General features: G+C 69.9%; 20 protein-coding genes. 7 read left to right on the top strand and 13 right to left on the bottom strand.

Annotation, left to right across the window (positions count from 1 at the left end):
* Positions 1–6 precede the first annotated feature (6 nt).
* Positions 7–444, bottom strand: a complete 438-nt coding sequence (locus FM112_RS09665; RefSeq protein ID WP_087006920.1) for a hypothetical protein — start codon at positions 442–444, stop codon at positions 7–9.
* A gap of 656 nt (positions 445–1,100) precedes the next feature.
* Between FM112_RS09665 and FM112_RS17240 the strand changes: the two genes are divergently transcribed.
* Complete coding sequence (locus tag FM112_RS17240) at positions 1,101–1,751, top strand: hypothetical protein (protein WP_087006918.1); 651 nt, start codon at positions 1,101–1,103, stop codon at positions 1,749–1,751.
* A 638-nt stretch (positions 1,752–2,389) separates the two neighbouring features.
* A complete protein-coding gene (gene purL, locus FM112_RS09655; RefSeq protein WP_087006916.1) occupies positions 2,390–4,699 on the top strand; it encodes a phosphoribosylformylglycinamidine synthase subunit PurL in 2,310 nt (769 codons plus the stop codon).
* Positions 4,700–5,924: 1,225 nt separating this feature from the next.
* Here purL and FM112_RS09650 read toward each other — a convergent pair.
* Positions 5,925–6,848 (bottom strand): LysR family transcriptional regulator, encoded by a 924-nt coding sequence (locus tag FM112_RS09650; RefSeq protein WP_087006914.1) that lies wholly within the window; start codon positions 6,846–6,848, stop codon positions 5,925–5,927.
* A gap of 70 nt (positions 6,849–6,918) precedes the next feature.
* Here FM112_RS09650 and FM112_RS09645 point away from each other — a divergent pair, with 70 nt between their 5' ends.
* Positions 6,919–7,953, top strand: coding sequence for a YeiH family protein (locus FM112_RS09645; RefSeq protein WP_087006912.1), 1,035 nt, complete (start codon positions 6,919–6,921; stop codon positions 7,951–7,953).
* A 1,086-nt stretch (positions 7,954–9,039) separates the two neighbouring features.
* Here the strand turns inward: FM112_RS09645 and FM112_RS09640 are convergent.
* From FM112_RS09640 to FM112_RS09620, 5 genes are all read right to left on the bottom strand, one after another.
* The gene (locus FM112_RS09640) at positions 9,040–10,443 is read right to left on the bottom strand and encodes an MFS transporter (RefSeq protein WP_087006910.1); all 1,404 of its coding nucleotides are present in this window, start codon (positions 10,441–10,443) and stop codon (positions 9,040–9,042) included.
* Between the two features lie 219 nt (positions 10,444–10,662).
* Entirely contained in the window at positions 10,663–11,679 is a 1,017-nt protein-coding gene (locus tag FM112_RS09635; RefSeq protein ID WP_087006908.1) for an Ldh family oxidoreductase, read from the bottom strand.
* The gene (locus FM112_RS09630) at positions 11,676–12,656 is read right to left on the bottom strand and encodes an NAD(P)-dependent oxidoreductase (protein WP_087006906.1); all 981 of its coding nucleotides are present in this window, start codon (positions 12,654–12,656) and stop codon (positions 11,676–11,678) included. Before FM112_RS09630 ends, FM112_RS09635 begins: the two co-directional genes overlap by 4 nt.
* The gene (locus FM112_RS09625) at positions 12,653–13,519 is read right to left on the bottom strand and encodes an NAD(P)-dependent oxidoreductase (protein ID WP_087006905.1); all 867 of its coding nucleotides are present in this window, start codon (positions 13,517–13,519) and stop codon (positions 12,653–12,655) included. The genes FM112_RS09630 and FM112_RS09625 overlap by 4 nt, the downstream gene beginning before the upstream one ends.
* An 86-nt stretch (positions 13,520–13,605) precedes the next feature.
* Positions 13,606–15,030: an NAD-dependent succinate-semialdehyde dehydrogenase gene (locus tag FM112_RS09620; protein WP_087006903.1), complete on the bottom strand. Its 1,425-nt coding sequence runs from the start codon at positions 15,028–15,030 to the stop codon at positions 13,606–13,608.
* Positions 15,031–15,259: 229 nt separating this feature from the next.
* Between FM112_RS09620 and FM112_RS09615 the strand changes: the two genes are divergently transcribed.
* On the top strand, positions 15,260–15,997 hold the full coding sequence (locus FM112_RS09615; RefSeq protein ID WP_087006901.1) for a FadR/GntR family transcriptional regulator: 738 nt from the start codon (positions 15,260–15,262) through the stop codon (positions 15,995–15,997).
* 81 nt (positions 15,998–16,078) lie between these two features.
* On the opposite strand, the gene FM112_RS09610 is transcribed toward FM112_RS09615, so the two are convergent.
* Both FM112_RS09610 and FM112_RS09605 read right to left on the bottom strand, forming a co-directional pair.
* Positions 16,079–17,239 (bottom strand): UxaA family hydrolase, encoded by a 1,161-nt coding sequence (locus tag FM112_RS09610; RefSeq protein WP_087006899.1) that lies wholly within the window; start codon positions 17,237–17,239, stop codon positions 16,079–16,081.
* A complete protein-coding gene (locus FM112_RS09605; RefSeq protein WP_087006897.1) occupies positions 17,218–17,520 on the bottom strand; it encodes a UxaA family hydrolase in 303 nt (100 codons plus the stop codon). Before FM112_RS09605 ends, FM112_RS09610 begins: the two co-directional genes overlap by 22 nt.
* A gap of 378 nt (positions 17,521–17,898) precedes the next feature.
* Between FM112_RS09605 and FM112_RS09600 the strand changes: the two genes are divergently transcribed.
* The 3 genes from FM112_RS09600 to FM112_RS09590 are packed head-to-tail and all read left to right on the top strand — an operon-like array spanning position 17,899 to position 20,662.
* Entirely contained in the window at positions 17,899–18,753 is an 855-nt protein-coding gene (locus FM112_RS09600) for an ABC transporter permease (protein ID WP_087006894.1), read from the top strand.
* A 50-nt stretch (positions 18,754–18,803) separates the two neighbouring features.
* Positions 18,804–19,838, top strand: a complete 1,035-nt coding sequence (locus FM112_RS09595) for an ABC transporter substrate-binding protein (RefSeq protein WP_087006892.1) — start codon at positions 18,804–18,806, stop codon at positions 19,836–19,838.
* Entirely contained in the window at positions 19,835–20,662 is an 828-nt protein-coding gene (locus FM112_RS09590; protein ID WP_254910435.1) for an ABC transporter ATP-binding protein, read from the top strand. The genes FM112_RS09595 and FM112_RS09590 overlap by 4 nt, the downstream gene beginning before the upstream one ends.
* A gap of 259 nt (positions 20,663–20,921) precedes the next feature.
* Here FM112_RS09590 and FM112_RS09585 read toward each other — a convergent pair whose 3' ends face one another.
* The 4 genes from FM112_RS09585 to FM112_RS09570 form a co-directional block, all read right to left on the bottom strand.
* Positions 20,922–21,779, bottom strand: a complete 858-nt coding sequence (locus FM112_RS09585) for a sugar phosphate isomerase/epimerase (protein WP_087006890.1) — start codon at positions 21,777–21,779, stop codon at positions 20,922–20,924.
* A complete protein-coding gene (locus tag FM112_RS09580; protein ID WP_087006888.1) occupies positions 21,776–22,993 on the bottom strand; it encodes a dihydrodipicolinate synthase family protein in 1,218 nt (405 codons plus the stop codon). Before FM112_RS09580 ends, FM112_RS09585 begins: the two co-directional genes overlap by 4 nt.
* Positions 22,993–24,147 (bottom strand): Gfo/Idh/MocA family protein, encoded by a 1,155-nt coding sequence (locus FM112_RS09575; protein ID WP_087007114.1) that lies wholly within the window; start codon positions 24,145–24,147, stop codon positions 22,993–22,995. The genes FM112_RS09580 and FM112_RS09575 overlap by 1 nt, the downstream gene beginning before the upstream one ends.
* Positions 24,148–24,270: 123 nt before the next feature.
* Positions 24,271–25,317 (bottom strand): LacI family DNA-binding transcriptional regulator, encoded by a 1,047-nt coding sequence (locus FM112_RS09570; RefSeq protein ID WP_087006886.1) that lies wholly within the window; start codon positions 25,315–25,317, stop codon positions 24,271–24,273.
* Positions 25,318–25,390: the final 73 nt, after the last annotated feature.

The following is a 25,390-nucleotide window of genomic DNA, read 5'->3' as shown; positions in this document are numbered from 1 at the left end:
CTCGGCTCAGTCGTCATCGTCGTCTCCGTCGTCATCGCCGTCGTCGTCATCGTCGCCGTCCTCGTGGCGCTCCGGCTCCGGCTGCGGCAGCTGCACGCCGGGCCCGGGCACCGTCACGGGATTCTCGCGCTCCCCGTCGGCCGCCGCGTCCCCGTCGCCTTCCGTGGGCGGGATGGTCTCGGTCGGATCCTCCGGCTGCGTGGGCTCGGGCGACTCGGTGCCCTCGGGGTCGGTCGGCTGCGGCGCCCCGGTCGCCGATCCGCCGATCGGCCCGTCGTTCTCGCCCACGAGGGGGCCGAGGTTCACGGTGCCCGGGGTCGCGCTCGCGAGGCCGAGCGCCAGCGCGACCACGATGACGACCGCCGCGATGCCCGCGGCGATGAGCGCGCCCAGCCGCACCCACGGGGTGCCGCGGGTCGCCGGGCCTCGGAGTCGTCCGTTCACGGCGTTCAGTCTGCCCGCGCCGGATGAGGCGCGGATGAGAGGCGGGGCGGCGGCCGCCTTCTCGGCCGGGCGCGGCCGTGTCCGTCCTGGTGCGCGCAGCCTCGGGGTCTCTGACCCGGGATGCTCTGGCCCGGGATGCTCTGGCCCGGCGCGCTCTGGCCCGGCGCGCTCTGGCCCGCCCCGTCCTGCCTCGAGCCACTCAGCGCCTGGCCGGCTCCGCTCCTGACCTGCTCCGTCCTGGCCCAGCCTTCACCCGGGCTCTCTCCGCCTCCGGCCGCCCACACCTGGCCGACTCTGCTTCGGCGCACGCTGCCTCGTCCTGTTCGCCGACCCGTTCTGCACGTGACCGGCTTTGTCCCAGGCCGTTTCTGTCTGGGCCGTTCTGCATACGGCCACGACGTACTTGCTCCCGATGCACGTTTCCCAGCTTCGTCGTATCCCCACCTCACCGCTGCGTCGATCCTCGAATGCGCCTGCCGCCGGGAGAGGCGCCTGCCGGGAATCCGCCGAGGAGAGGCTGCGTGTCAGGATGCCTTGCACCGGCATGGCACTCGGGGAATCATCCGCTCGGGCGGAGGCGGCTTCAAGGCCCGCGCCGCATACTGGCGTCCCGTCGGCGAAGCGGCCGGCGGGACGGACGAAACAGGTGATCCACCATGAATACGATCCGCACACGCCTCCTGCCGCTGAGCCTGCTCGCGGCCGCCTCGCTCGCCCTCGCCGGATGCGCCGGCGACGCCGAGCCGGTAGAGAGCGCCCCGCTCACCTCCGACTCGGATGCGGCCGCCGATACCGCACCGACGCAGGAGACCGCCGACACCGGCGATACCGCCGCGGAGGACGCCGCGGCCGACGCCTCCGAGGAGCCCTCCGGCGAGCCCGCGCCCGGCGACCTCCCCGATGACTATGAGGACCTCGTGACCCTCGCCGTCAACGACCTCACGATCGAATGCGAGAACTGGTGCATCTCTCCCGAGCAGGACCAGTTCGAGGCGGCCGATTGGGACGCCGTCGCCGACGGCGAGGCGGTCTACCAGTTCACGGTGCTCGAGGGCCAGGTGCTCGAGTTCGAGCACATCACCCCGGACAGCCAGTCCTGGCCGGCCTGGCAGGACGTGATCGCCGGGCAGCCCGACGGCCAGTTCGTCGAGGTGCAGCCCATCGTGATGGATGCGTCGAAGGCCGAGTGCGGCGACGCGGGCTGCGAGGCCTCCGAGGAGGAGCAGTTCCGCGTCGAGGGCGTGCGCCTGCTGTACGAGGTGTCGACGGGCGAGGCCGTCTACGCCGGCATCACCGGCACCTCCTGATCCGCCGCGGCCCTTGCGCGCAGCCATTCTCGGGCGGATAGCCGAACCATCCACATATACGGTCCCCACCGGCCATCCGTCCCAATTGGGGCCGCCACCAGCCCTGCGTGCCACCATTCTCGGGACGGATAGCCGAACCATCCACATATACGGTTCCCACGGGTTATCCACCCCAATCGCGCCGCCACCCGCCAAGCACCCCGCCGCCTTCGGGGACGTGCGGCTCCCGCAGCCGTCTCCGGAACACATCCCTCCGGTTCCGGAACGCACCCCGCCCTTGCGCGCGACCGCTCTCGGGGCGAATAGCCGAACCATCCACATATACGGTCCCCTCCAGCTATCCACCCCAATCGCGCCGCCGCGCACCCGCATCCCCGCAGTCCCCTCCTCGAGGACGCACCTCGCCGGCTCCCGGATCCGTGTCCGCACCCCACCACCTCCGGGACGCATGGCTCCCGCATCCACGCATGCGACGCCGCGCCGCCATCCGCCCCGAAACCGGCTCCGGAAGCCCGAATCCGCGCCCGACCTGCACCGCGGCGGCCGCGCCCCGAGCGACTAGACTCGTCGGAGGACCGGCGACCGACCGCCATCCGCATCCTCCGCAGTCCGCATCCGCACCATAGGAGCCGTCGCAGTTGAGCATCCAGCACGTTCCCGACACCGTTGAAAACGCGAAGGCGACGCCCGAGAAGGAGCAGCCGTACGAGACCCTCGGACTCAAGGCGGACGAGTACGAGGCCATCCGCAAGATCCTCGGCCGCCGCCCCACCTCGGGCGAGCTGGCCATGTACTCGGTCATGTGGTCGGAGCACTGCTCCTACAAGTCCTCGAAGAAGTACCTGCGCCAGTTCGGCCAGAAGACGAACGAGAAGATGACCGAGCACCTCATGGTCGGCATGGGCGAGAACGCCGGCGTCATCGACCTCGGCGACGACTGGGCGGTGACCTTCAAGGTCGAGTCGCACAACTCCCCCAGCTACATCGAGCCCTTCCAGGGCGCGGCCACCGGCGTCGGCGGCATCGTGCGCGACATCATCTCGATGGGCGCGCGCCCCGTGGCGGTCATGGACGGCCTGCGCTTCGGCCAGATCGACCACCCGGACACGGCGCGCGTCGTGCATGGCGTGACCGGCGGCATCTCGTTCTACGGCAACTGTCTGGGCCTGCCGAACATCGGCGGCGAGACCTGGTTCGACCCGATCTACCAGGGCAACCCGCTCGTGAACGCGCTCGCCGTCGGCGTGCTCAAGCACGAGGATCTGCACCTCGCGAACGCCCGCGGCGCCGGCAACAAGGTCGTGCTCTTCGGCGCGCGCACGGGCGGCGACGGCATCGGCGGCGCATCCGTGCTCGCCTCCGACAACTTCACCGACGGCGGCCCCACCAAGCGCCCCGCCGTGCAGGTCGGCGACCCCTTCGCCGAGAAGGTGCTCATCGAGTGCTGCCTCGAGCTGTTCGCGCACGACGTGGTCGAGGGCATCCAGGACCTCGGCGCCGCCGGCATCTCCTGCGCCACGAGCGAGCTCGCCGCGGCCGGCGACGGCGGCATGCACGTCTCGCTCGACGACGTGCTCCTGCGCGACCCCTCGCTCACGGCCGAGGAGATCCTCATGTCGGAGTCGCAGGAGCGCATGATGGCGGTCGTGCGGCCCGAGAAGCTCGACGCGTTCCTCGAGATCGTCGGCAAGTGGGAGGTCGAGGCGAGCGTGCTCGGCGAGGTCAACGACTCCGGCCGCCTCACGATCGACTGGAAGGGCGAGCGCATCGTCGACGTCGATCCCTCCACCGTCGCCGTCGACGGCCCGGTCTACGACCGCCCCGTCGAGCACCCGAGCTGGATCGACGCGCTGCAGGCCGACCGCGCCGAGGCGCTCCCCCGCCCGCAGTCCCCGGAGGAGCTGCGCGAGCAGTTCCTCGCGGCGCTCCGCTCGCCCAACGCGGCGGATGCGTCGTGGATCACCGACCAGTACGACCGCTACGTGCTCGGCAACACCGCGTTCGCATACCCGGAGGATGCGGGCGTCGTGCGCGTGGACGAGCGGACCGGCCTGGGCGTGGCGCTCGCCATGGATGCGAACGGCCGCTACGCGCAGCTCGACCCGCGCACCGGCGCGCGCCTCGCGCTCGCCGAGTCCTTCCGCAACGTGGCGACCACGGGCGCGAAGCCCATGGCCGTCTCCGACTGCCTGAACTTCGGCTCCCCCGAGAACCCCGAGGTGATGTGGCAGTTCAAGGAGGCCGTCGAGGGCCTCGCGGACGGCTGCCTCGAGCTGTCGATCCCGGTGACCGGCGGCAACGTGTCGTTCTACAACCAGACCGGCGACAACCCCATCTTCCCGACCCCCACCGTCGCGGTGCTCGGCAAGTTCGACGACGTCGACCGCCGCGTCCCCTCGGCCTGGCAGGACGAGGGGAACAACATCTACCTGCTCGGCACCACCCGCGAGGAGCTCTCGGGCTCGCTGTGGGCGGATGCGGTGCACGACCACCTCGGCGGCCTGCCGCCGCAGGTCGATTTCCAGGTCGAGGCCGAGCTCGCGGACCTCATCCAGGGCGCGTCGAAGCAGGGGCTGCTGGGATCGGCGCACGACCTCTCGGAGGGCGGCCTGGCGCTGGCGCTGGCGGAGTGCGTGACGCGCTTCGGCATCGGCGCGCGGATCGTGCTCGACGAGATCCTCGCTCGCGACGGCGTGGATGCGGCGACCGCGCTCTTCTCGGAGTCGACCGGCCGAGTGATCGTCTCGGTGCCGCGCGAGGACGACGTGCGCTTCAACTTCATGTGCGAGGCGCGCGGGTTCCCCGTGCTGCGCATCGGCGTGACCGACGGCTCGGGCGAGGATGCGCAGCTCGAGGTGCAGGGCCAGTTCACGCTGCCCGTCTCGCAGCTCCGCGAGATCCGCGAGGCCACGCTGCCCTCACGATTCGGGGCGCGCGTCACCGAGTAGGCCTGACCGGGGCTCGCGTGCCGGGGCTCGGCTTTGGGTTCACGGCGCCGAGCGGGCTCGCCCTGGGCTCGTGGCGGCGAGGAGCCTGCTTCGGGCTCTCGGTGACGAATGGGCTTGCGGTGGGCTCGTGGTGGCGAGGGGCCTGCTTTGGATGCTCGGGGTACCGGAGTGCGATGCTGCAATGCGTCGCATCCGAATGGTGTCCCGGTCACAGATGCGTCGCAATCTGCTGTTCCGACAGCCCCATAACGACAAACTTCGACGCATCTGGGCTGAGCATCCGGGCTGAGCGAGGCCAGCCCGGTCGACACCCGGCAATCGCCGACCACCAGCGAAGGCGGCTCCCCGACACAGATGCGTCGCAGACTGCAGTTCTGACAACCCCATAACCACAAACTTCGACACATCCGATCTGAGCGGTCGACCAGACCGATGGCCGGCGGGTCACCCACCCGCACAACGGCACCATCAGCCGCAGACGCGTCACAGCCTGCCGTTCCGAGAGGCCGATAACCGCAATCTGCGACGCACCCGTACAGACGACCCCATAGCAGAGGACCGACAGCATCCCTCGGGCAACAGATGCGTCGCAATCTGCTGTTCCGACGGCCTAATAACGACAATCTGCGACGCATCTGTGCCGGGGCGAGGACCGTGGGCAGTCGTGATGGGCCTGGTACCGGGCGGGACTCCCTGCCCTCTGGGCGGGAATGCCCTTCACGGGCCCCCGCGGGGCGCTCCCCGGGGACGCTCCGCGGGAACCCTCCGCAGGCGCCCTCGGTAGAACCGCGTCCCGGGGTCGCCCGCCTCCGGACCACACATCTCAGGTTCGCCAGCCTCAGGGCCACACGTCTCAGGATCGCCCGACTCGGGGCCACAGGTCTCAGGGTCGCCGACCTCAGGGGCCGGGGCCCGGGGCCGGCCCACCCACCTCAGATGCGTCGCAGATGGCGGTTATCGCGCTTCCAAAACAGCAAACTGCGACGCGTCCGTGGCCGGAGCCCCGTCCGAGAGGACGAACGAAGCCCGGGGGCCCCGCGTCCCGCGCCTCAGCCTCAGCCCAGGCCTCCGCCCCGGCACGAGGGCCACAGGGCCACAGGACCGCAGGGCCACAGGGCCACAGGGCCGCAGGGCCACAGGGCCGCAGGGCCACAGGGCCGCAGGGCCACAGGGCCGCAGGAACCACTGGAGCAGCGCGTGCACCGCGCCTACTGCTCGACCGCGGCTACTGCTCGCCCTGCATGACGGTCTCGAGCAGCAGCGCCGCAGTGCCCACGAGCTGACGCGGCCCCGACCACACGGCGCGCAGACTGCGGCGGATCGGCCCCTCCGCGATCGGCACGCTCACGAGCCGTCCCGCCGCCAGCTCCTCCGATACCGCCAGGCGGCTGAGCAGCGTCGGCCCCGCGCCCGCCCGCACCGCGCGAACGATCGCCGAGGAGCTGTTGAGCTCGGCGAGCGGCGGCACCCGGTCGAATCCCGCGAGCGCCGCATCCGCGAACGCGCGCGTGCCCGACCCCGGCTCTCGCGTGACGAGCGGCGTCTCCGCGAGCTGCGCGAGAGCCACCTGCCCGTCCCGCCGCCCGAGCTCCGCCCACGGATGCGCCGGCGCCACGACCAGCTCGAGGGGATCCTCGCGGATGACCACCTGGTGCAGGTGCTCGGGCACGCCCGGCGACTCCACGAATCCGATGCCGTACTCCCCCTGCACGACGCCGGCGATGACCCGCTCCGAGTTCTCCATGTCGAGCACGATGCGCACGGCCGGAGCCACGCGGTTCAGGCGGCTGATCCAGATCGGCGCGAGATGCTCCGCGACCGTCTGCGAGGCGCCCACCGTGAGCTCGCCCTTCCCCGCCGCGCTGAGCGCATCCGTGCCGACCGCGAGCCGCTCCTGCGCTTCCACGACCTCCTTCGCCCACGCGGCCATGAGATGGCCGATCTCGGTGAGCGCGGCACCGCGCGTGCTCCGGTTCAGCAGGCCCAGGCCGGTGCGGCGCTCGAGCGTGGTGATCGCCCGGGATGCGTTGGGCTGCGCCATCCCGAGGCTGCGCGCGGCGGCGCTCAGCGAGGGGGCGTCGCTCAGCGCGACGAGCAGGCGCAGCGTCGGCAGCTGCACCCAGTCCAGCCATTCCCGGCTCTTACTCATATCGCGACCATATACCCCTATGCGCGATATCGCACTACCGGCGGCCGGCGCCGCTCCGCAGCATTGGAGCATGCCGACGACAGACTCGAAGCCCCGCACCGCCGACCGCATCCGCGCCATCTGGCCCGGCCTGCTGGTCTGCGCCGCGGTGGGGATCCTCTCGACAGTCGTGGCCCAGTTCATCCCGGGCATCAGCGGCCTGCTCATCGCGATCGTGGTCGGCATCCTCTGGCGCAATCTGCTGCCCTACCCCAAGGTGCTGTCGGGCGGCACGGCGATCGTCGCGAAGCCGATCCTGCGGTTCGGGATCGTGCTGCTCGGCCTGCAGCTGTCGATGGGCGACATCCTCGCGCTCGGCGGATGGGGCGTGCTCGCCGTGATCGCCGCCGTGGGCATCACCTTCTGGCTCACGATGCTCGTGGGCCGGTGGCTGCGGATCGGCCTCGACCAGCGCATCCTCATCGCGTCGGGCTTCTCGATCTGCGGCGCCGCGGCGGTGGCCGGCGCGAAGTCGGTGACGGATGCGGATGAGGAGGAGACGGCGACGGCGCTCGCCCTGGTCGTGGTCTTCGGCACGGTGATGATCCCGGCGATGCCCGCGCTCGCTGCGCTGCTGGGCGCGACGCCCGAGCAGACGGGGATGCTCATCGGCCTCACCACGCACGAGGTCGCGCAGGTGGTCGCCGCCGGCGGCATCGTGGGCGGCGGCGCCCTGGCCGTGGCCGTCACGGTGAAGCTCGCGCGCGTGCTGCTGCTCGCGCCGATCATGATCGGCCTCTCGGCGGCGCGCCGGCGCAAGGTCGGCGAGTCCGGCTCCGGTTCGCGGCCGCCGCTCGTGCCGCTGTTCATCATCGGATTCGTCGCATGCGTGGCGCTCCGCAGCCTCGGCGTGCTGCCGGAGCCGGTGCTCGACGTCACGCAGGTCGTGCAGACCGTCGCGCTCTCGACGGCGATGTTCGCGCTCGGGCTCAACGTGCACATCAAGTCGCTCATCAAGGTCGGCGGGCGGCCGGTCGTGCTGGCGGCGGTGTCGACCGCGGTGATCGTGCTCGTGGGGATCGCGGCGGTGTTCGTGCCCGGCCTGCTGGGCTTCGACGCGATCTGAGGCAGTCCGCCGAGGGTTGCGCCCGCAGCGCTGCGGCTGCCCGCCCGGACTCATCGACGGCATCCTGCCGAAGGCGCCCGCCGGGCACCGATTCGCTCCGGGTCCGCTCGTCTTCACTACGGGCCCGCTCGTCAATGCACAGGACGGACGGGGGCATCCTCGCCGGTCATCCGATTCCGCTGCATTCTGCGGTTGAGTCCACTCGGTTCCGGTCTCTCCGCGCCGTCGAGCGACCACTGAAGACCGTGCTTCTGCACTAGGAGGGCAGTCAGCGCCGCATGCCCCCGATACGAGGGGGATGGCTCGCTCACTGCCCTCCTAGTGCAGATTCTCCCTGCCGAAGAGCGCGGCGCAGGCGAACACGACAGGTGCTGAAGAGTTCAGCCGCTCGGTGCCATGGCCTCGCCACGCGTCATCGCATCACACCGCCGCACGCCACACCACTCGCGACCCAGCGCGCCCCAGCTGCGGTCCCCCGGCTGAGGCCCGGGGTGCGGGGTGCGGGGTCCGGAGTCCGGAGTGCAGAGTGCAGAGTGCAGAGTGCAGAGTGCAGAGTGCAGAGTGCAGAGTGCGCATCATGTCTGCAGCCAGCCGTACTTGCTTGGGGTTCACATGGTCTTGCCTGCCGCTCGCATGGCGCCCTTCGACGACTGCGGCGATCCCACCTTCCCGTTCCGGACCGCCGCCTCAGTCCGGATCCGCTTTCTCGTTCTGGCTCTGCCTTCCCGCTCCGGGCCCGCCTTCCCATTCCGGCCCTGCCGTCTCAGTTCGGAACGCCACCTCAGTCCGGACCGGCTGTCCTGTCCCGGCCCCTTCGACGTGCCGAGCGGGCGACCGGGAGCCGGGCGCCTGCGGGAAGACGTCGCTGAGCGCAGCATCCTCCCCGTACAGGGGGCATGCCGCGCTCAGCGACGTCTTATCGCAGATTGGAAGAGTACCGGTCGGCGCAGCAGGATGACGGCGCCCCGGCCCGGCGCCCTGCGCTTCTACAAGCGCTGACGCACCAACAGATTCGGGGCGAATAGCCCCGCCCACCCATATACGGGTGCAGCGCGGCTATTCGCCCCGAATCCGGCGAGCCCGACATCACTCGTTCACGGTGACGTCCTTCTCCGCGTCGAGCACCGCGCGGATGTGCTTGGGCCGGATGGCGATCACGCACACCACGGTGACCACGCAGGTGGCGATGACGTAGGCGAGCGAGAGTTGCAGCCCGCCCATCCCCAGCAACCACGTGAGGATCATCGGCGTGAGCCCGCCCGCCACGATGCCGGACACCTGGTACACGATGGAGATGCCGCTGTATCGCGTCGAGGGCGGGAACAGCTCGGCGTAGAACGCGGCCTGGGGGCCGTACATCGCCGGGTGGATGATGCCGAGCACGAGGATCAGCACGAGCGTGAGCACGATCCAGGACCCGGATTGCATGGCCCAGAACGCCGGGAAGACCACGATCGCGAGGGCGATCGCCCCGCCGCCGAAGACCCAGCGCCGCGGCAGGCTGTCCGAGACGCGCCCCCAGATGGGGATGAACACGGCGAGCACGGCCGCGGTGATCATGAGCGAGATCAGCACGTCGGTCTGCTCGAACCCGATGGATCCGGTCGCGAACGAGATGAGGAACACCGCCCAGAGGTTGTACGAGACGCCCTCCGCGTAGCGCGTGCCCATGCCGAGGAACATGTGGCGGCGCGAGATGCGGTCCTTGAACAGCTCGGCGAGCGGCACCGCCCGCTCGAGGCCCTCCATGTTGGCGCGGGCGGCGCGGAACGCGGGCGTCTCGGCGATCTTCGACCGCAGGTAGAGGCCGACGATCACGAGGACGATGCTCGCGAAGAACGCGATGCGCCAGCCCCAGGCGAGGAAGTTCTCGGGAGACATGAACACGCTCAGCATCGTGAACGCGCCCGTGCCGAGCAGCAGGCCGAATGCGATGCCCATCTGCGGGAAGCTGCCGAAGAATCCTCGTCGGTTCTTGGGCGCGTACTCGACGCTGAGCAGGACGGCGCCGCCCCATTCGCCGCCGATCGCGATGCCCTGGGCGATGCGCAGCAGCGTCAGCAGCACGGGCGCCCAGTAGCCGATCTGGTCGTAGGTGGGGATCGCGCCGATGAGGAAGGTCGAGATGCCCATGATGTACATCGTGGCGACGAGCGTCTTCTTGCGGCCGATCCGGTCGCCGAGGTGGCCGAACACGAGTCCCCCGAGCGGTCGGGCGATGAAGCCCACCGCGAAGGTCGCGTACGCGAGGAGCGTCGCGACGATCGGGTCGTCGTTCGGGAAGTAGAGCCGGTCGAAGACGAGGCCGGCCGCGGTGCCGTAGAGGAAGAAGTCGTACCACTCGATCGAGGTGCCGATCGTGGATGAGGAGACCGCCGTGCGGACCTCCTTGTTGGTGACCTGGTGGTCGCCGTCCGCCGCCTGTGCGCCCGGCGGGTCGCTCTGGGCGGCGGCCGCCGCCCGGTCGTTCGCGCTGTTCTGTGCGTCCATTGTCGATCTTTCCTTCGCTTGTCGGGCGCGCTCGGGCGCCCGGTTCGCCGTGCAGCGGGCAGCGGCCGCCGGCTGCGGGGCCCTCAGCGCTGTGCCGCCGTCGGCGCTGACGGCCTGCTGATCCGGGCCCCGCCGTGGATGAGGCGGGCTGCTCCTGCGATTGCTATGTGCGGCGATGCGCCTTCGCACCGCACGGTTGTCACGCCGGTTCGGCGCGGTTCACTCGGTCGATTCGGTCGGTTCTCGACGGGTCGTGAGTTCCTCCCAGAGGTCGTCTGCGATGTCGATCGGGGTGTCGGGCTCGACCTGCTCGAGGCTGCGCCGCCGCGATCCGGGGACGCGGCCGCCGGCCTGCGCGGTCCGCTCCGCGAGCTCGCCGAGGCGCTGCTCGGCGTCGCCGCCCGCGCCGGTCCTGGCGGGGTCGAGCACGATCACGAGGTGCGCGATGCGCTGGGATGCGCCGTACTGCTCGCGGTCGAAGAAGTCGGGCACGTCGGCCGAGAGCAGCGGCCCGACGAGTCCGGCCGTGAGCGCCTCGACCATGAAGGCGAGCGCGAATCCCTTCGCGCCGCCGAGCGGCGACAGCATGCCCGTGAGGGCTGCGACGGGGTCGTTGGTCGGCTCGCCGTCCGCGTCGAGCGCCCAGCCGTCGGGCAGCGGCTCCCCGGCCCGGGCATGCGCCGCGATCTTGCCGCGCGCCACGGTGGACATCGCGAGGTCGATGATCGCGTTGCCGCCGGGCATCGGGAAGCCCGCGGCGATGGGCGAGGTGGACAGCAGCGCCGTCCTGCCGCCCCAGGCCGGCAGCGCGGCCGGGCCGCACGAGAACACGAGCCCGGCCATCCCGACGTCCGCGATCTGCGCGGCGTAGACGCCGAGCGCGCCGCAGTGGCCGGAGTTCGCGACGCCGGCCGCGGCGATGCCGTACCGCCCGGCCCGCTCGACGGCCCGCGAGGTCGCCTCCGCGAGCTGCCAGTGCCCGAGCCCGCCGTTGCCGTCGAGCGTGAGGAGCGGCCCGGTGTCGTCGACCGTGGTCAGGTCGGCGTCCGCCGGGTGCCCGCCCTCGGCGAGCCGGTCGAGGTAGATCGGCAGGCGCAGCACGCCGTGCGAGCCGATGCCCCAGAGCTCGGCCTGCACGAGCACCTTCGCGGTGCGCTCGGCCCGGTCGCGGGCGAGCCCGCGGTCGACGAGCAGCTCGGCGGTCAGCGCGAGGAGGTCCTGCACCGTGGTCCTCATCCTTCGGCGCCCCGCTCCGGCGCGCTGCGTCTGCCGACGTGCGCCTCGGTCGGGCGGCCGTCGAGCACCGCGTCGATGTCGCGGCACAGGATGCGCATGATGCGCGCCTGCGCCTGCTCGGTGATGCCCGCGATGTGCGGGGTGAGCACGACGTTGTCGTACCGCGCGAGCGGGTCGGGGGCCGGGGTGGGCTCCTGCTGGCGCACGTCGAGTCCGGCGCCGAGGATGCGCCCGGCCGCGAGCGCGTCGGCGAGGGCGGATTCGTCGATCACTTCGCCGCGGCCGCAGTTGATGAGGATCGCGTGCGGCTTCATGTGCGCGAGGAATCCGGTGTCGACGATGTTGCGGGTGGCGGGCGTCGCGGGGAGGTGCACGCTGAGCACGTCCGCGAGCGCGGCGACCGCCTCGAACTCGACCAGCCGGATGCCGAGCTCGGCGAGCCCGGGGTCGGCGGGGTCGACGTAGGGGTCGAAGGCGACGACCTCCATCCCGATGCCGCGGGCGAGCCGCGCGGTGGCGCGGGCGGTGGCGCCGGCGGAGAGGAGGCCCCACGTGCCCCCGGCGAGTTCGCGGCCGGGCGCCCGGTTCCAGCCGCCCTCGCGCACCTCCGCGTCGAGCGGGAGGGTGCGGCGGGCCGTGGCGAGTGCGAGGCCGAGGGCGTGCTCGGCGACGCTCGCGGCGTTCGCGCCGAGGCCGGCGACCACCACGACGCCGAGCTCGTCGGCGGCCTCGAGGTCGATGTTGTCGAGGCCGACGCCGGCGCGGGCGATGAGGCGGAGCCCCGGCGACCGCTCGAGGAGTTCGCGGGTGACCTGCGTGCGGTTGCGCACGACGAGCACCGCGCTCGCGGCGGCGATCTCCGAGAGCCGTGCCGGGTCCGCCCAGGCCTCGGGGTCGACGAGCACGTCGCGCCTGGTCTCGAGCTCGTCGAAGGCGGCGCCCCAGACGTCCTCGACGACGGCGATGCGCTCGCTCATCCCTCCGAGCCTTCCGCGTAGAGCTTCGCGACGGCGACGACGTCCTCCCGGCCGGAGCCCTGGGCGGAGCTCTTGCGGAGCTGCTCGAGGGCGGCAGTGCTCACGGGGGTGTCGAGGCCCTGGGCCCGCGCGGTGTCGAGCGCGAGCCCGACGTCCTTGGCGGCGAGGTCGACGCCGAAGCGGGAGGACCAGTCGTGCTCGAGCATCCAGGGCAGGCGCACCTCGGATTGGAAGGAGACCGCGCCGGTGTCCTTGAGCGCCTCGGTGAAGAGCTCGGGCGAGATGCCCGCGCCGCGTGCCACCGCGAGCCCCTCGGCGAGCGTCACGACGTTGGTCATGCCGATCTGGTTCGAGACGAGCTTGAAGGCCGTGGCGCCCTCGACGTCGTCGAACCGGTAGGTCTTCTCGCCCATCCGCTCGAAGAGGGGCTCGAGCGCGTCGAGCACGTCGGGGGCGCCGCCGACGAAGAGGGGGATGGCGCCCTGCTCGGCGTGCGCGGGCGTCTTGCCGAGCGCGCAGGCGACGAAGTCGAGCCCGTGCTCCTCGCAGATCGTCGCGGCCCGCCGGGCGGTGCCGGGGTCGATCGTCGAGATGTCGACGACGGTGCGGCCCTCGGGCAGCTCGGCCGCGATCTTCTCGACGGTGTCGAGCACCAGCGCCGTGGTGGGCAGGCTGGTCAGGACGACGTCGCCCGAGCGGACGGCCTCCTCGAACGAGGACGCCTTGGTCGCGCCGGATTCGACGCAGCGGTCCATCGCGGCTTCGTCGGGGTCGTAGACGGTGACGTCGAATTCTCCGGTGACGAGGCGCCGGGCGACTGCGCCGCCCATATTGCCGACACCGATGCAGGTGAGTGTGAACATGGCGTTCCTTTCGCGTGATTCGTTCGAATCGTTCTCGGCAGCGGTGCCGATTCGTGCTGTGCTGAACGGATGGGTGCCTGCGGGATTCAGGAGTTCATCCCGATGGCGAGGTAGACGGTCTCCTGGAACTCCTCGAGTCCGACCTCGGCGCCCTCCCTGCCGAGTCCGGAGCGCTTGACCCCGCCCATGGGTGCGAAGCTTACGGTCGGCAGGGGCTCGTTGACGCCGAGCACGCCCACCTCCATGCGTTCCGCCGCGCGCCAGATCCGGTCGGCGTCGCGGGTGTAGACGTAGCCCGCGAGGCCCATGTCGGTGCCGTTCGCGAGATCGAAGGCCTCCGCCTCCGTGTCGAAGGGGAACGCGGCGGCGATGGGCCCGAAGATCTCCTGCCGCGCGAGGGCGCTGTCGGCCGGCGCGTCCGCGACGAGCGCGGGGGCGCAGTAGCTGCCCGTGGCCGGCGTCTCGACCGGCGAGTTCAGCAGGCGGCCTCCGCCGTCGAGGGCCTCCGCGAGCATGGTCTCGAGCTCCTCGACGCGGCGGTCGTCGATGCACGGGCCGAGGTCGGGCACGGGGTAGGCGGTGCCGTCGCCCACGGTCATCGCGGAGATGCGCTCGGCGAGTCTGCTCGTGAACTCGTCGAAGATCGAGCGCTGCACGTAGAACCGGTTGGCGCCGATGCAGGACTGGCCGGTGTTGCGGAACTTCGCGAGCATCGCGCCCTCGACCGCGTTGTCGATGTCCGCGTCCTCGAAGACGATGAAGGCGGCGTTGCCGCCGAGCTCGAGCAGGGGCCGGGCGACGTTGCGCGAGGCGAGCCGCATGACGTCCTGGCCGATGCCGGTGGAGCCGGTGAAGCTCACGACGCGCACGGCGTCGTGGGAGAGGTAGGCCTCGGTGATCTCGCGGGCGGGGCCGTGGACGAGATTGACGACGCCGGCGGGGATGCCCGCGTCGGTGAGGCAGCGGAACATCTCGGTGGCGGCGAGCGGCGCCTTCTCGGAGACGCGGGCGACGACGGTGCATCCGGCCGCGAGCGCCGGGGCGAGCTTGCGCGCCTGGATGGAGCAGGGGAAGTTCCACGGGGTGAGGCTCGCGACCACGCCGGCGGGGCGGCGGATGGAGGCATGGCGCCGGTTGGGCGCCTCGTGGGTGTAGACGGCGCCGTGCGGGCGGCGGGCCTCCTCGGCGAACCAGCGGAAGTACTCGGCGGAGCCGTGCACCTCGCCGATGGCCTCGGGAAGCCGCTTCCCCGCCTCGCGGGCGAGGGTCGCGCCGATGGTCTCGGCGCGCTCGCTGATGAGGTCGGCGGCCTTGCGGAGCAGGTCGCTCCGGCTCCGGGCCGGGCGGGCGCCCCATTCGGCCTGCGCGGCGGCGGCCGCGTCGACGGCGGTGCGGGCGAGCTCCGCGTCGCCGTAGCCGATCTCGCCCACGACGGATCCGTCGACGGGGTTGAGGACTTCGCGGCGGCGTTCGGGATCGAACCAACGGCCGTCCACAAGATTGGTGGTCATGTTCGCACAACTCCTTTGTTTGCTGAACTCACTGGCCAGACCTCTGGCCAACATATGACGGGCGATGCCCGCTGTCAATAGCGGTGGAATCGGCTTTCCGCACCGCTATTCCGGCGGGAGAAGCGCTGCCGATCCGGTCGGTCCGCGCTCCGGTTCCGCCCGACGATCGGGGGCATCCGGGAGCGGATACTGGTCAGACCTCGATGAATGCGCACTATGCTCTTGAACCATGGCCACTTCCCCGGATGCACATGTCAGGCACACCTGGCGAGAGCTGAAAGAGCCGTCGATCACCGAGCGCATCAAGGACGAGATCGTCCGATGGATCGAGGTCGAGGGGCTCGAGCCGGGCGAGCGACTGCCCTCCGAGCGGCAGCTCGCGCAGGCGCTGTCGGTGAGCCGGCCGTCGGTGCGCGAGGCGGTTCGGGCGCTGCAGAGCGAGGGACTGCTGGTGGTGCACCACGGCCGCGGGGTGTTCGTGGCCGAGCCCGCTTCGGTGAAGGAGCTGCGGCAGTCCGTGATCGAGTCGGTGCACAGCAAGGAGGAGCTCTTCGACATGCGCGAGGTGCTCGAGGTGCCGGCGGCCCGCTGGGCCGCCGAGGTGCACGAGGCGGATGCGCTCGAGAAGGTCCGACTCGCGCACGACCGCCTGCAGGAGGCCTCCCTCGCCGAGCCGCCGGATTTCGATGAGATCCAGCGGCTCGACATGGACTTCCACCTCGAGATCGTCCGCGCCTCGGGCAACCGGTTCCTCGCGCAGACCCAGGGGGTGCTCAACGGCATCCTCTCGGAGGGCATGCAGTCCACGCTCGACATGCCGGGGCGTCTCGAACAGGCGCGCGAGGAGCATCGGAGCATCCTCGAGGCCATCCTCGCGGGCGACGGCGATGGCGCCGCCGCGGCCGCGAAGCTGCACGTGGAGTGCGCGCGCATCACGGCCCACGCCCGGGGCGTCGAGGAGGCCTGAGCGGCTCCTCCCCCGAGGCGCTGTCGGCGTTGAGGCCGCCGGGTTCGCAGCAGTCCCAACGCCGACATCCGCTTGCCCCCGCTACGCGCTTCGGTAGAGCTTCGTGAGGGTGAACTCGCGGTGGCCGAGCGATTCGGCCGCCGAGAGGCGCCCGTTGATCGTCCGCTCCACGACCTCGATGAGCTGCTCGCCGGCCTCTTCGAGCGACTGGCCGCGCGTGAGCAGCGGGGAGCAGTCGACATCGATGTGGTCGGCCATCAGGTCCGCCGTCTTGGGGTTGGCGGTGATCTTCACCACGGGCTGCACGGGGTTGCCGATGACGTTGCCCTGGCCGGTGGGGAACATGTTGAGCACGCCCCCGCCTGCGGTCATGAGCGTGACGCACTCGGCGGCCGCGGACGAGGTGTCCATGTAGTGGAGCCCCTGCACGGACGGCGCCTCGGCGGGTGCCAGCGCGCCGGCGATGGGATGCGAGCCCGTCTTGACGATGTTGCCGAGCGCCTTCTCCTCGATGGTCGAGAGGCCGCCGGCGATGTTGCCCTGGGTGGGCTGCGAGCCGAGGAGGTTCGCGCCGGTGGATTCGATCATCTCGATGTAGCCGTCGTAGAACGACTGGAAGCGCTCGCGCACCTTGTCGTCGATGCAGCGGTCGGCGATGAGGTGCTCGCCCCCGGTGAGCTCACTGGTCTCGCCGAAGATCACGGTGCCGCCGTCGCTCACCCACTGGTCAATGAGGTAGGCGGTGGCGCGGCAGGAGCCGAGGCCGGTGGTCGTGTCCGACTCGCCGTCCTTGGTGGTGAGCAGGATCTCGGCCCGCTCGACCGGCTCGCGGTGGATCTCGGATGCGTCCTGCAGGAACTTCTGGGCGACGCGCGAGGCACGCTCGACGACCTTGAGGTCGCCGTGGCCCTCGATCGAGAAGCCCTCGACGGGCACGCCGTTCTTGGCGATGCCCTCGACGACGCGGGCGGTCCAGTTCGGCTCGATGCCGATGACGACGACGGCCGCGATGTTCGGGTTGGAGCCGACGCCGATGAGCGTCTGGAACGTGAGCTCCAGGTCCTCGCCGAACTGCAGCCGGCCGAAGGCGTGCGGCAGCGCGAGCGTGCCGGGCACGTGGAACGCCACTGCCTCGGCGGCGGCGTTCGAGAGGTCGTCGACCGGCAGGATCGCGACGTTGTTGCGGATGCCGACCTTGCCGTTGGGACGGCGGAAACCGGTTAGGCGACGCTGTTCTGCCACCGTGCGCTCCTTACGTTGTGGGTGTGGACGTAGTCACCCTGCTTGATGTCAGTGGTTGCGGTGCCGATGGGCAGCGAGTACTCCGTGACCTCGGCACCGTTCGCGACCTCCTTGAGCGCGACCTTGTGGCCGAGCGGGATGTCCGCATTGACGACGACGGACTTCGTAGGCGAGCCGTCCAGGAACCCGACGATGGATTCACCCGGAGCGACGTCACGAACCGCAACGGCGACAGCGTCGTCGGCGTCGTGGCCTAGGAAGTCGGGATATTCATTAGACACTTGTATCCTCCCTTCTGGTCAGTGGTCTGACCAGTTGTTGAAGGATATACATGGGTTGGGCGGGAGCGCAAGGGAAACCCCAAGATCCTCGGGACGCGCCTCCACGGCGCGGACCGCCCCGTCAGGACTTTTGCGGCACGCCCCACGTCGCCAGGACTGCCGCGACACGCACCCACCCTGCGCAGAGCTTCCGCGACGCCGCCGGATTCCCCGCATTGGAAAATCGAGGGAAAACTCTCGCGCTCAAGGGCACCCAACAGCACCACTGCTCACACTATCTGCCCCGAACAGTTGCCCCGAGGATGGGGTGGCGCTATCCTAAACCCATTGGGAAAGCGGTTACCCGCTTGACCACTTACAACGATGTAAGGAGCCCGCATGACCAGTGCGACCACCGCAACGCCCGTGATCGATTCCCCGCAGAAGCGACCCCCGAAATCGAGGGGCAATGCCCGCGGATCATGGCTGCAGAGCATGAGCGGGTACGTCTACCCGACCATATTCCTCGTGCTCGCGGCCATCGCCTGGTGGATCGTCACCGAGGCCGACCTCGTGGCCCCCTATATTCTGCCCTCGCCGGCCGACACGATCGCGGCGTTCACCGAGAATGCCGCCTACTTGTGGCAGCACACGGTGGTGACGACCGCCGAGACCGTCTTCGGCTTCGTCATCTCCGTCGTCGTCGGCATCATCGTCGCGATCGTGATGGTCTATTCGCGCACCCTCGAGCGCACGTTCTATCCGCTCATCCTCTTCGCACAGGTTATCCCCAAGATCGCGATCGCGCCGCTATTCATCGTATGGATGGGGTTCGGCCCCGAGCCGAAGATCCTCGTGGCCGTGCTGATGGCGTTCTTCCCCATCGTGATCGCGGGCATCAGCGGCCTGCGCACCATCGATCCCGAGATCCTCGAGTTGACGAGCACGATGGGCGCGTCCCGCTTCAAGACCTTCATGAAGGTCCGCTTCCCCGCCGCGCTGCCGGAGCTGCTCTCGGGCATGAAGGTAGCCGCGACGCTCGCGGTCACAGGTGCGGTGGTCGGCGAATTCGTGGGCGCGAACGAAGGTCTCGGCTACGTGATCCTGCAGGCCAACGGCAACGTCGACACCGCCATGCTCTTCGCCGCGCTCTTCATCATGTCGCTCCTCGGCATCCTGCTCTTCGCGATCATCCTCATCGCCGAGCACTTCCTCGTGCCTTGGCACGCATCCCGGCGCAACCTCGAGCAGTAGCGGCCGGCCTCAACCTCATCCGACAACCCAACAACCCTGAGAGGCACCCAATGTCAACGAAGACAACACGCAACGCCCTCGTTGCCGCCGTAGCAAGCGCAGGTCTGCTCCTGTCCGGATGCGCGGGCGGCGACGCCGGCGGCGGCAGCGGCGACGGCGAGCTCACCGACGTCACCCTCATGCTCAACTGGTATCCCTATGGCGAGCACGCCCCCTTCTACTACGGCGTGGAGCAGGGCATCTTCGAGGAGCACGGCATCAACCTCACCATCCAGGCAGGGCAGGGCTCGACGAAGACGGCGCAGGCCACCGGCCAGGGCCAGGTCGACTTCGGCTGGGCCGACACCCCCGCGGTCCTCTCCAACATCGACAAGGGCGTGCAGATCCACAGCGTCGGCGTGTTCCTGCAGACCACACCCTCCGCCGTCCAGGTCTTCACCGATTCCGGGATCACGGAGCCCGAGGATCTCGTCGGCGCGACGATCGCGACGACCGCGGGTGACGCCCCGACCACCACGTTCCCGCTCTACCTCGAGGCCGCCGGCCTGGAGGAGGGTGACGTCACGCAACAGAACCTCGATGCCGCAGGCAAGATGTCCGCGATGATGAACGGCCAAGTGGACGGGCTGATCGGATTCGCCCACGATCAGGGTCCGACCATCGCCGCCGAGAGCGGCCGCGATGTGACCTATCTCCGCTACTCCGATGTCGGGCTCAATTTCTTCAGCAACGGGCTCATCGCGAGCAACTCAATGATCTCCGACGACCCGGAGCTCGTGTCGAGCATGGTTGCGGCTACCTCCGAAGCATTCGCCGCCGCAGTGGAGAATCCGGAAGACGCCGTGGCCGCCATGGACGGCAAGGACCCCCAGATGCCCGAAGCCGAAGTGCTGCTCGAGCAGTGGAACGGCACCATTCCCCTCCTCGAATCGCCCACGAGCGGTGCCGTCGTGCCGGGCGCGAATTCCACCGAGGACTGGGACGCCACCATCGACGTGCTCGCGGAGGCCGGGCTCATCGAGGAGGCGAAGCCCGCGAAGGACTACTTCGACTCGAGCTTCGCTCCGTCCGGGAGCGCTGAATGACCCTCATCACCGACGAACGCAAGGCTGAAGGCACCATGGCACCAGACCGCAGTGACACGCTCCTCGACGTCGCCGACGTCGGCATCCGATTCGAGACCAAGCGCAGAAGCGTCCAGGCTCTCGAGCACGTCGATCTGACGGTGCAGCGCGGCGAGTTCATCTCGATCGTCGGTCCATCCGGATGCGGCAAATCCACGCTGCTCCGAGCCGTCGCGGGCCTGACCCTCCCCACCTCGGGGCGCATCGAGCTCCGTGGCTCGGAAGTGACCGCGCCGCGGAAGGACGTGGGCTTCGTCTTCCAGCGCCCCGCACTGCTGCCGTGGCGGGACGTGCGCAGGAACATCATGCTGCAGGCGGAGATGCGCGGCATCGACAAACGGGCCGCGAACGCGCGCTGCGACGAGCTTCTCGAGCTGACGAGCCTCACCGACTTCGCGAAGGCGCTCCCCCACGAGCTGTCCGGCGGCATGCAGCAGCGCGTCTCTCTGTGCCGCGCGCTGCTCCATGATCCTGATGTGCTGCTGATGGACGAGCCGTTCGGCGCGCTGGACGCGCTCACGCGCGAACATCTGAACGTCGAGCTGCAGCGCGTCTGGGCACAGACGAACAAGACCATTCTGCTCGTCACCCATTCGGTGCCCGAGGCCGTCTACCTCGCGAGCCGTGTGGTCGTGATGGGTCCCCGACCGGGCCGCATCATTGAGGAGTTCGACATCGATCTGCCCCACGAGCGCGAGTACGAGCCCACGCTCGAAGACCAGCGCTTCCACGCGGTCGCCGGACGGGTCCGCGAACTGCTGGGCAGCCCCATGGGCGGAGACTGAAACCCCTCCCGCTCGGCCCCGGTTCCTCTTCGAGAGGGGTCGGGGCCGAATCGTGCGTGCGGAGACCGTGCCTGCTCAGCGGCATGTCTGGGGGCAGAGCCGGATCGGGCCGCATCTTGCCGCTCGTCCAGGGAGCGCTCCGCACCGCGCCCGTATCCCGGCGAGCTGCGCATTCCGCCGCGCTCCGCTACGCCCGACATCCGTCGGAGCAACGGGAATGCCCGCCCCCTTCGGGGCGGGCATTCGTGTTCGCCAGCGCTCAGGAGAGGTGGACCCCCACGTGTGCGTTGAAGGTCTGCCAGGTCTCCCGGAGCGCTTCGCCGTACGGCTGCGCCCACAGCTCGGCGTTGAACACCTCGACCTCGACGTCGCCGGTGTAGCCGCTCTCGTTCACGAGCGCGGTGAGGGCGGCGAAGTCGATCACTCCCCCGCCGGGGAGGTGACGGCTCAGCAGCACGTCCGCCGGCAGCGGCGTCCTCCAGTCGCACGCCTGATACGAGGCGATCCGCCCCGCGGCACCCGCGCGACGGACCTGCGCCGCCACGTCGGGATCCCACCAGACGTGGAAGGCATCGACCACCGCACCGACGGCGGGGCTCCCGACCCGCTCCGCGATGTCGAGCGCCTGGCCGAGCGTCGAGAGCACGGCCCGATCGGATGCGTACATCGGGTGCAGGGGCTCGAGCGCGAGCGTCACGCCGGCCGCCTCCGCCTCCGGGGCGAGCTCGGCGACGCCTTCCTCGAGCCTCGCTCTGGCCTCCGCTATCGTGCTGCCCTCGGGGATCCCTCCCGCGACCATCACGAGCACCGCGGCGCTGCCGCGGGCTCCCGCCGCCGCGAGCGCGGCGGTCTCCTCGATCGCGCGACGGTTCTCGTCGAGGGCGGCGGAGCGATCCTTCGGATCGGTGAGGAAGCCACCGCGGCACATGCTCGAGAACCGCAGGCCGGAGTCGCGCAGCAGCCGGACCGATCGCCCTAGGCCGGCCTCGGCGACCGGCTCTCGCCACAGACCGATGCTCGCGACCCCCTGCTCGACGCAGAGCCCGATCGCCTCACCGAGCGAAGCGTGCTTGATGGTCGCCTGATTCAGCGAGAACCGCGCATGGGGGAGCGTCATGACCGCACCTCCCCGTCGAGCAGTCCGTCGAGGCGGAGCATCCCGTGCCATCGCTCGAGGGCGAGTTCCGGCTGCTCGAGCGCGCCCGATGAGTTCGCGAGTTCGACGATCCGCGACAGGTGCGGCAGGCTGCGGGCCGAGTGGAGGCCTCCGACCATGCGGAAGGCGTCCTGGTGCCCGTTGAGCCAGCTAAGGAAGGCGACACCCGTCTTGTAGTAGAAGGTGGGCGCCGCGAACACCTGACGCGAGAGCTCCTGTGTCGGCGCAAGGATGCGCTCGAACTCGGCGGCGTCGCCGCGGTCGAGGGCCTGCACAGCAGCCGAGGCGTTGGGGGCGAGCACGCTGAACGCCCCCAGCAGGGCGTCCGAATACGCGCCCGTCTCGTCGGCACCGATGAGCTCGACGTAGTTGAAGTCGTCACCCGTGTACATCGCGACGCCCTGAGGCAGTCGCGAACGCACCAGGCGTTCGGCCTCGGCATCGAGCAAGCTCATCTTGATGCCCGCGATCCGGTCCTCATGCCGCTCGACGATGCCGAGGAGCACGTCTGCGGCCGCCTCCCAGCGGGAGTCGCCGAAGTAGCCCTCGAGCACAGGATCGAACGCGGTGCCGAGCCAGTGGATGACCGCCTTGCCCGATACCTCGCGGAGCACGCGATCGTAGACACGGACGTAGTCCCGGGGCGACCGCGCCGCCCTGGCGAGGTGCCGGCTCGACATGATGACCGGGATGACGCCCCGGTCCTCGGCGAACTCGAGCTGTTCGAGATAGGCGGCCTCGATCTCGTCAAGGCTCAAGTGCTCTTCATCACGACCGTCGGTGTTCACGCCTACGGCGACGCGACCGCCCTCCTTGCGCGCGGCCTCGGCCGTGCGGGTGATCAGCTCGCGGGTAGCCGCGGCATCGAGGCCCATGTTGCGCTGTGCCGTGTCCATCGCGTCGGCGACCCCGAGGCCCCACGACCACAGCTGCCGCCGATAGTCCAGCGTGGCCTCCCAGTCGATGTCGGCCGGCGCTCCCGGGACGGTCTCGCTCGTAGTCTTGGGGATGACGTGCGCTGCCGCGAAGAGCTCCCTCGAGGCCAGGGGGCCGGAGGGCCGCTCGAAGCCGGGGGCCGCGAGCAGCTCGGCGGCGCCGAGGGAGCCGTCGGCGCCGATCAGCCGCAGGGCGGAGCCGAGCTCGGCCCGCGACGCAAGGTCGAGGGTCTGAGTCATCACGCACCCGCCTGTTCCGCGAGCACGATCCGACGGCCCTGCGCGTCCGAGGCCAGGGCGGCCTCAGCGAGCAGCATGCCGGCCGCCCCGGAGCGGAAGTCGTAGTCGTGCCGGCCGTCGTCGAGCACATAGCGCAGGAACTCGATCCACTGCAGCTTGAAGCCGTTCTCGGCAGGCTCGTTCTGCGGCACCTCGATCCAGTCCCCGGAGTAGTCGTGCGTGTCGGGGAGATCGGGGTTCCAGGTGGGCTTCGGCGTGGCGTCGCGCGGCTGGATCTTCGCGCCGAACAGCCCGACGACCGCGCTGCCGCGCGTGCCGTCGACGTGGAGCTCCACGAGCTCGTCGCGGTTCACCCGCACCGTCCAGCTGGAGTTGAACTGCACGATCGGGCCGTCTTCGAGGTCGAATACAGCGTAGGCAGCGTCATCTGCCGTTGCGGCGTATCGCTCCCCCCGCTCGTCGACCCGCTCGGGGATGTGCGTGCGGGTTTCGGCGTAGACGGATTCGATCTTGCCGAAGAGGTTCTCGATCACGTAATTCCAGTGCGGGAACATGTCGACGACGATGCCTCCGCCGTCCTCCGAGCGGTAGTTCCAGCTGGGGCGCTGAGCGGGCTGCCAGCCGCCCTCGAAGACCCAGTAGCCGAACTCGCCTCGGACCGAAAGGATCTCGCCGAAGAAGCCGCTGTCGATGAGGCGCTTCAGCTTGAGCAGGCCGGGCAGGTAGAGCTTGTCGTGAACCACCCCGTTCTTGACCCCAGCCGCCTCCGCCTCATCGGCGAGGGCGAGCGCCTCCTCGTAGCTCTCCGCGGTGGGCTTCTCGGTGTAGACCGATTTGCCCGCAGCGATGGCCTTGCGAATGGCCGGCACGCGCAGCTTCGTGACGAGGGCGTCGAAGTACACGGGGAAACCGGGGGTCGCGAGCGCCTCGTCGAGATCCGTCGTGTACTTCTCCACTCTGTGCTGCTCCGCGAGCGCGCGGAGCTTCTCCTCATTGCGGGCGACGAGGTAGAGCTCGATCGGTCGCCGGGTGCCGTCGGAGAGCGGCACCCCGCCTTCGTCGCGAAGCGCGAGTAGCGAGCGAACCAGGTGTTGGCGGTATCCCATCCGCCCAGTGGCACCGTTCACGATGATGCCGAGCACGTCGTTGGTCATGTCCATCCTCTCGTCGGGATCTCGTCGTTGAGATATCCTCATCCTATGGAAAGCGCTTACCAAGCACAAGCGTGCACGAAGAAGCGCCTTCGAAGCAGGCCTCGAAGGCGCCGGATTCACCCCTCAGGCGCGGGCAGCGGTCCGTACCGGCGTGCTCTCGCGCACGACGACGGAGGTGTTAACCCGCAGAACGACAGGCTTCTGCTCCGATGGCTCCTCAATCGCGAGCCGCATCGCGCGATAGCCCATATCAGCGAGCGGCACGACGACCGTGGTCAGCCTCGGAGTCACGTCGCGCACCGTCTCGATGTCGTCGAATCCTGCGATCGACACATCTTTTCCCGGAGATTTCCCGAGGTCCCGCATCGCCGTCATCGCACCGATAGCCATGACGTCGCTCGTCGCGAAAACCGTATCCACCTCCGGAACCCTCGAGAGCAGTGTCCGCATGCCCTCGTATCCGCCATCGCGGTTGAACGGCACCTCGACCGTCGCATCCTCGAATAGGGCCATGCCGCTGTCCGAGAGCCCTTCGCGGAATCCTTCGATGCGATCGTGATTCGTGGCGAGCTTGCGAGGCCCCGCGATCACGCCGAATCGTTCCCCTCCGCGCTGAACGAGCGTGCGCGCGAGCTCCCGGGCCCCTTCACGGTTCGCGAGCTCGACGACATCGAACGGCGAAGGCGATTGCGAGATCATCACGACGCGACCGCCCGTGGCGGCATAGGCCTCGAGCTGCTGGTCGAGCAGCACCTGATTGGGATCTCCGAGGGTGCGGGAACCGCTGAGGATGATGGCCCGCGGCCGCTGCCCGCGGAAGGTGCGGACGATGTCGAGCTCGTTCTGGGGCGTGTGCTCCGCGGCGGCGACCGTGACAACGAGGCCGGCCTCGCGGGCGCCGCGCATGATGCCCGCAGTGATCGCGCTGAAATAGGGATCGGCGATGTCGCTGACGACCACCGCAATCGTCGAGGAGGCCCCCTTGGCGACCGCCTGGGCCGAGAGATTCGGCAGGTATCCGAGACGATCGGCGGTCTCGCGGACGCGCTTCTCGATGTCTTCGCTGACTCTGCGGCTGCTCCCGTTGATGGCCCGCGATGCGGTCGCGATCGAGACCCCCGCGGCCTTGGCCACTTCGCCGAGCGTGACCGGCTGGCTCTTCCTACCCATGCCCCGACCCTTCCCGTCTTTGTCCGCGCGCCGTTGCGAATCTATTTGAGCATATCGGCGCCCATTCCGGGTA

Source organism: Gulosibacter sp. 10, from assembly GCF_900163695.1.
Classification (GTDB): Bacteria; Actinomycetota; Actinomycetes; order Actinomycetales; family Microbacteriaceae; genus Gulosibacter.
Note: the sequence above shows the minus strand (reverse complement) of the source record. Positions and strands in the feature narration are given on the sequence as shown.

Coding starts and splice junctions, on each gene's coding strand:
- FM112_RS09575 (WP_087007114.1), bottom strand. CDS start 24,147: ATGACCAACGACGTGCTCGGCATCATCGTGAACGGTGCCACTGGGCGG.
- FM112_RS09650 (WP_087006914.1), bottom strand. CDS start 6,848: ATGAGTAAGAGCCGGGAATGGCTGGACTGGGTGCAGCTGCCGACGCTG.
- FM112_RS09620 (WP_087006903.1), bottom strand. CDS start 15,030: ATGACCACCAATCTTGTGGACGGCCGTTGGTTCGATCCCGAACGCCGC.
- FM112_RS09640 (WP_087006910.1), bottom strand. CDS start 10,443: ATGGACGCACAGAACAGCGCGAACGACCGGGCGGCGGCCGCCGCCCAG.
- FM112_RS09570 (WP_087006886.1), bottom strand. CDS start 25,317: ATGGGTAGGAAGAGCCAGCCGGTCACGCTCGGCGAAGTGGCCAAGGCC.
- FM112_RS09590 (WP_254910435.1), top strand. CDS start 19,835: ATGACCCTCATCACCGACGAACGCAAGGCTGAAGGCACCATGGCACCA.
- FM112_RS09630 (WP_087006906.1), bottom strand. CDS start 12,656: ATGAGCGAGCGCATCGCCGTCGTCGAGGACGTCTGGGGCGCCGCCTTC.
- FM112_RS09635 (WP_087006908.1), bottom strand. CDS start 11,679: ATGAGGACCACGGTGCAGGACCTCCTCGCGCTGACCGCCGAGCTGCTC.
- FM112_RS09645 (WP_087006912.1), top strand. CDS start 6,919: ATGCCGACGACAGACTCGAAGCCCCGCACCGCCGACCGCATCCGCGCC.
- FM112_RS09625 (WP_087006905.1), bottom strand. CDS start 13,519: ATGTTCACACTCACCTGCATCGGTGTCGGCAATATGGGCGGCGCAGTC.
- FM112_RS09600 (WP_087006894.1), top strand. CDS start 17,899: ATGACCAGTGCGACCACCGCAACGCCCGTGATCGATTCCCCGCAGAAG.
- FM112_RS09615 (WP_087006901.1), top strand. CDS start 15,260: ATGGCCACTTCCCCGGATGCACATGTCAGGCACACCTGGCGAGAGCTG.
- FM112_RS09585 (WP_087006890.1), bottom strand. CDS start 21,779: ATGACGCTCCCCCATGCGCGGTTCTCGCTGAATCAGGCGACCATCAAG.
- FM112_RS09580 (WP_087006888.1), bottom strand. CDS start 22,993: ATGACTCAGACCCTCGACCTTGCGTCGCGGGCCGAGCTCGGCTCCGCC.
- FM112_RS17240 (WP_087006918.1), top strand. CDS start 1,101: ATGAATACGATCCGCACACGCCTCCTGCCGCTGAGCCTGCTCGCGGCC.
- FM112_RS09595 (WP_087006892.1), top strand. CDS start 18,804: ATGTCAACGAAGACAACACGCAACGCCCTCGTTGCCGCCGTAGCAAGC.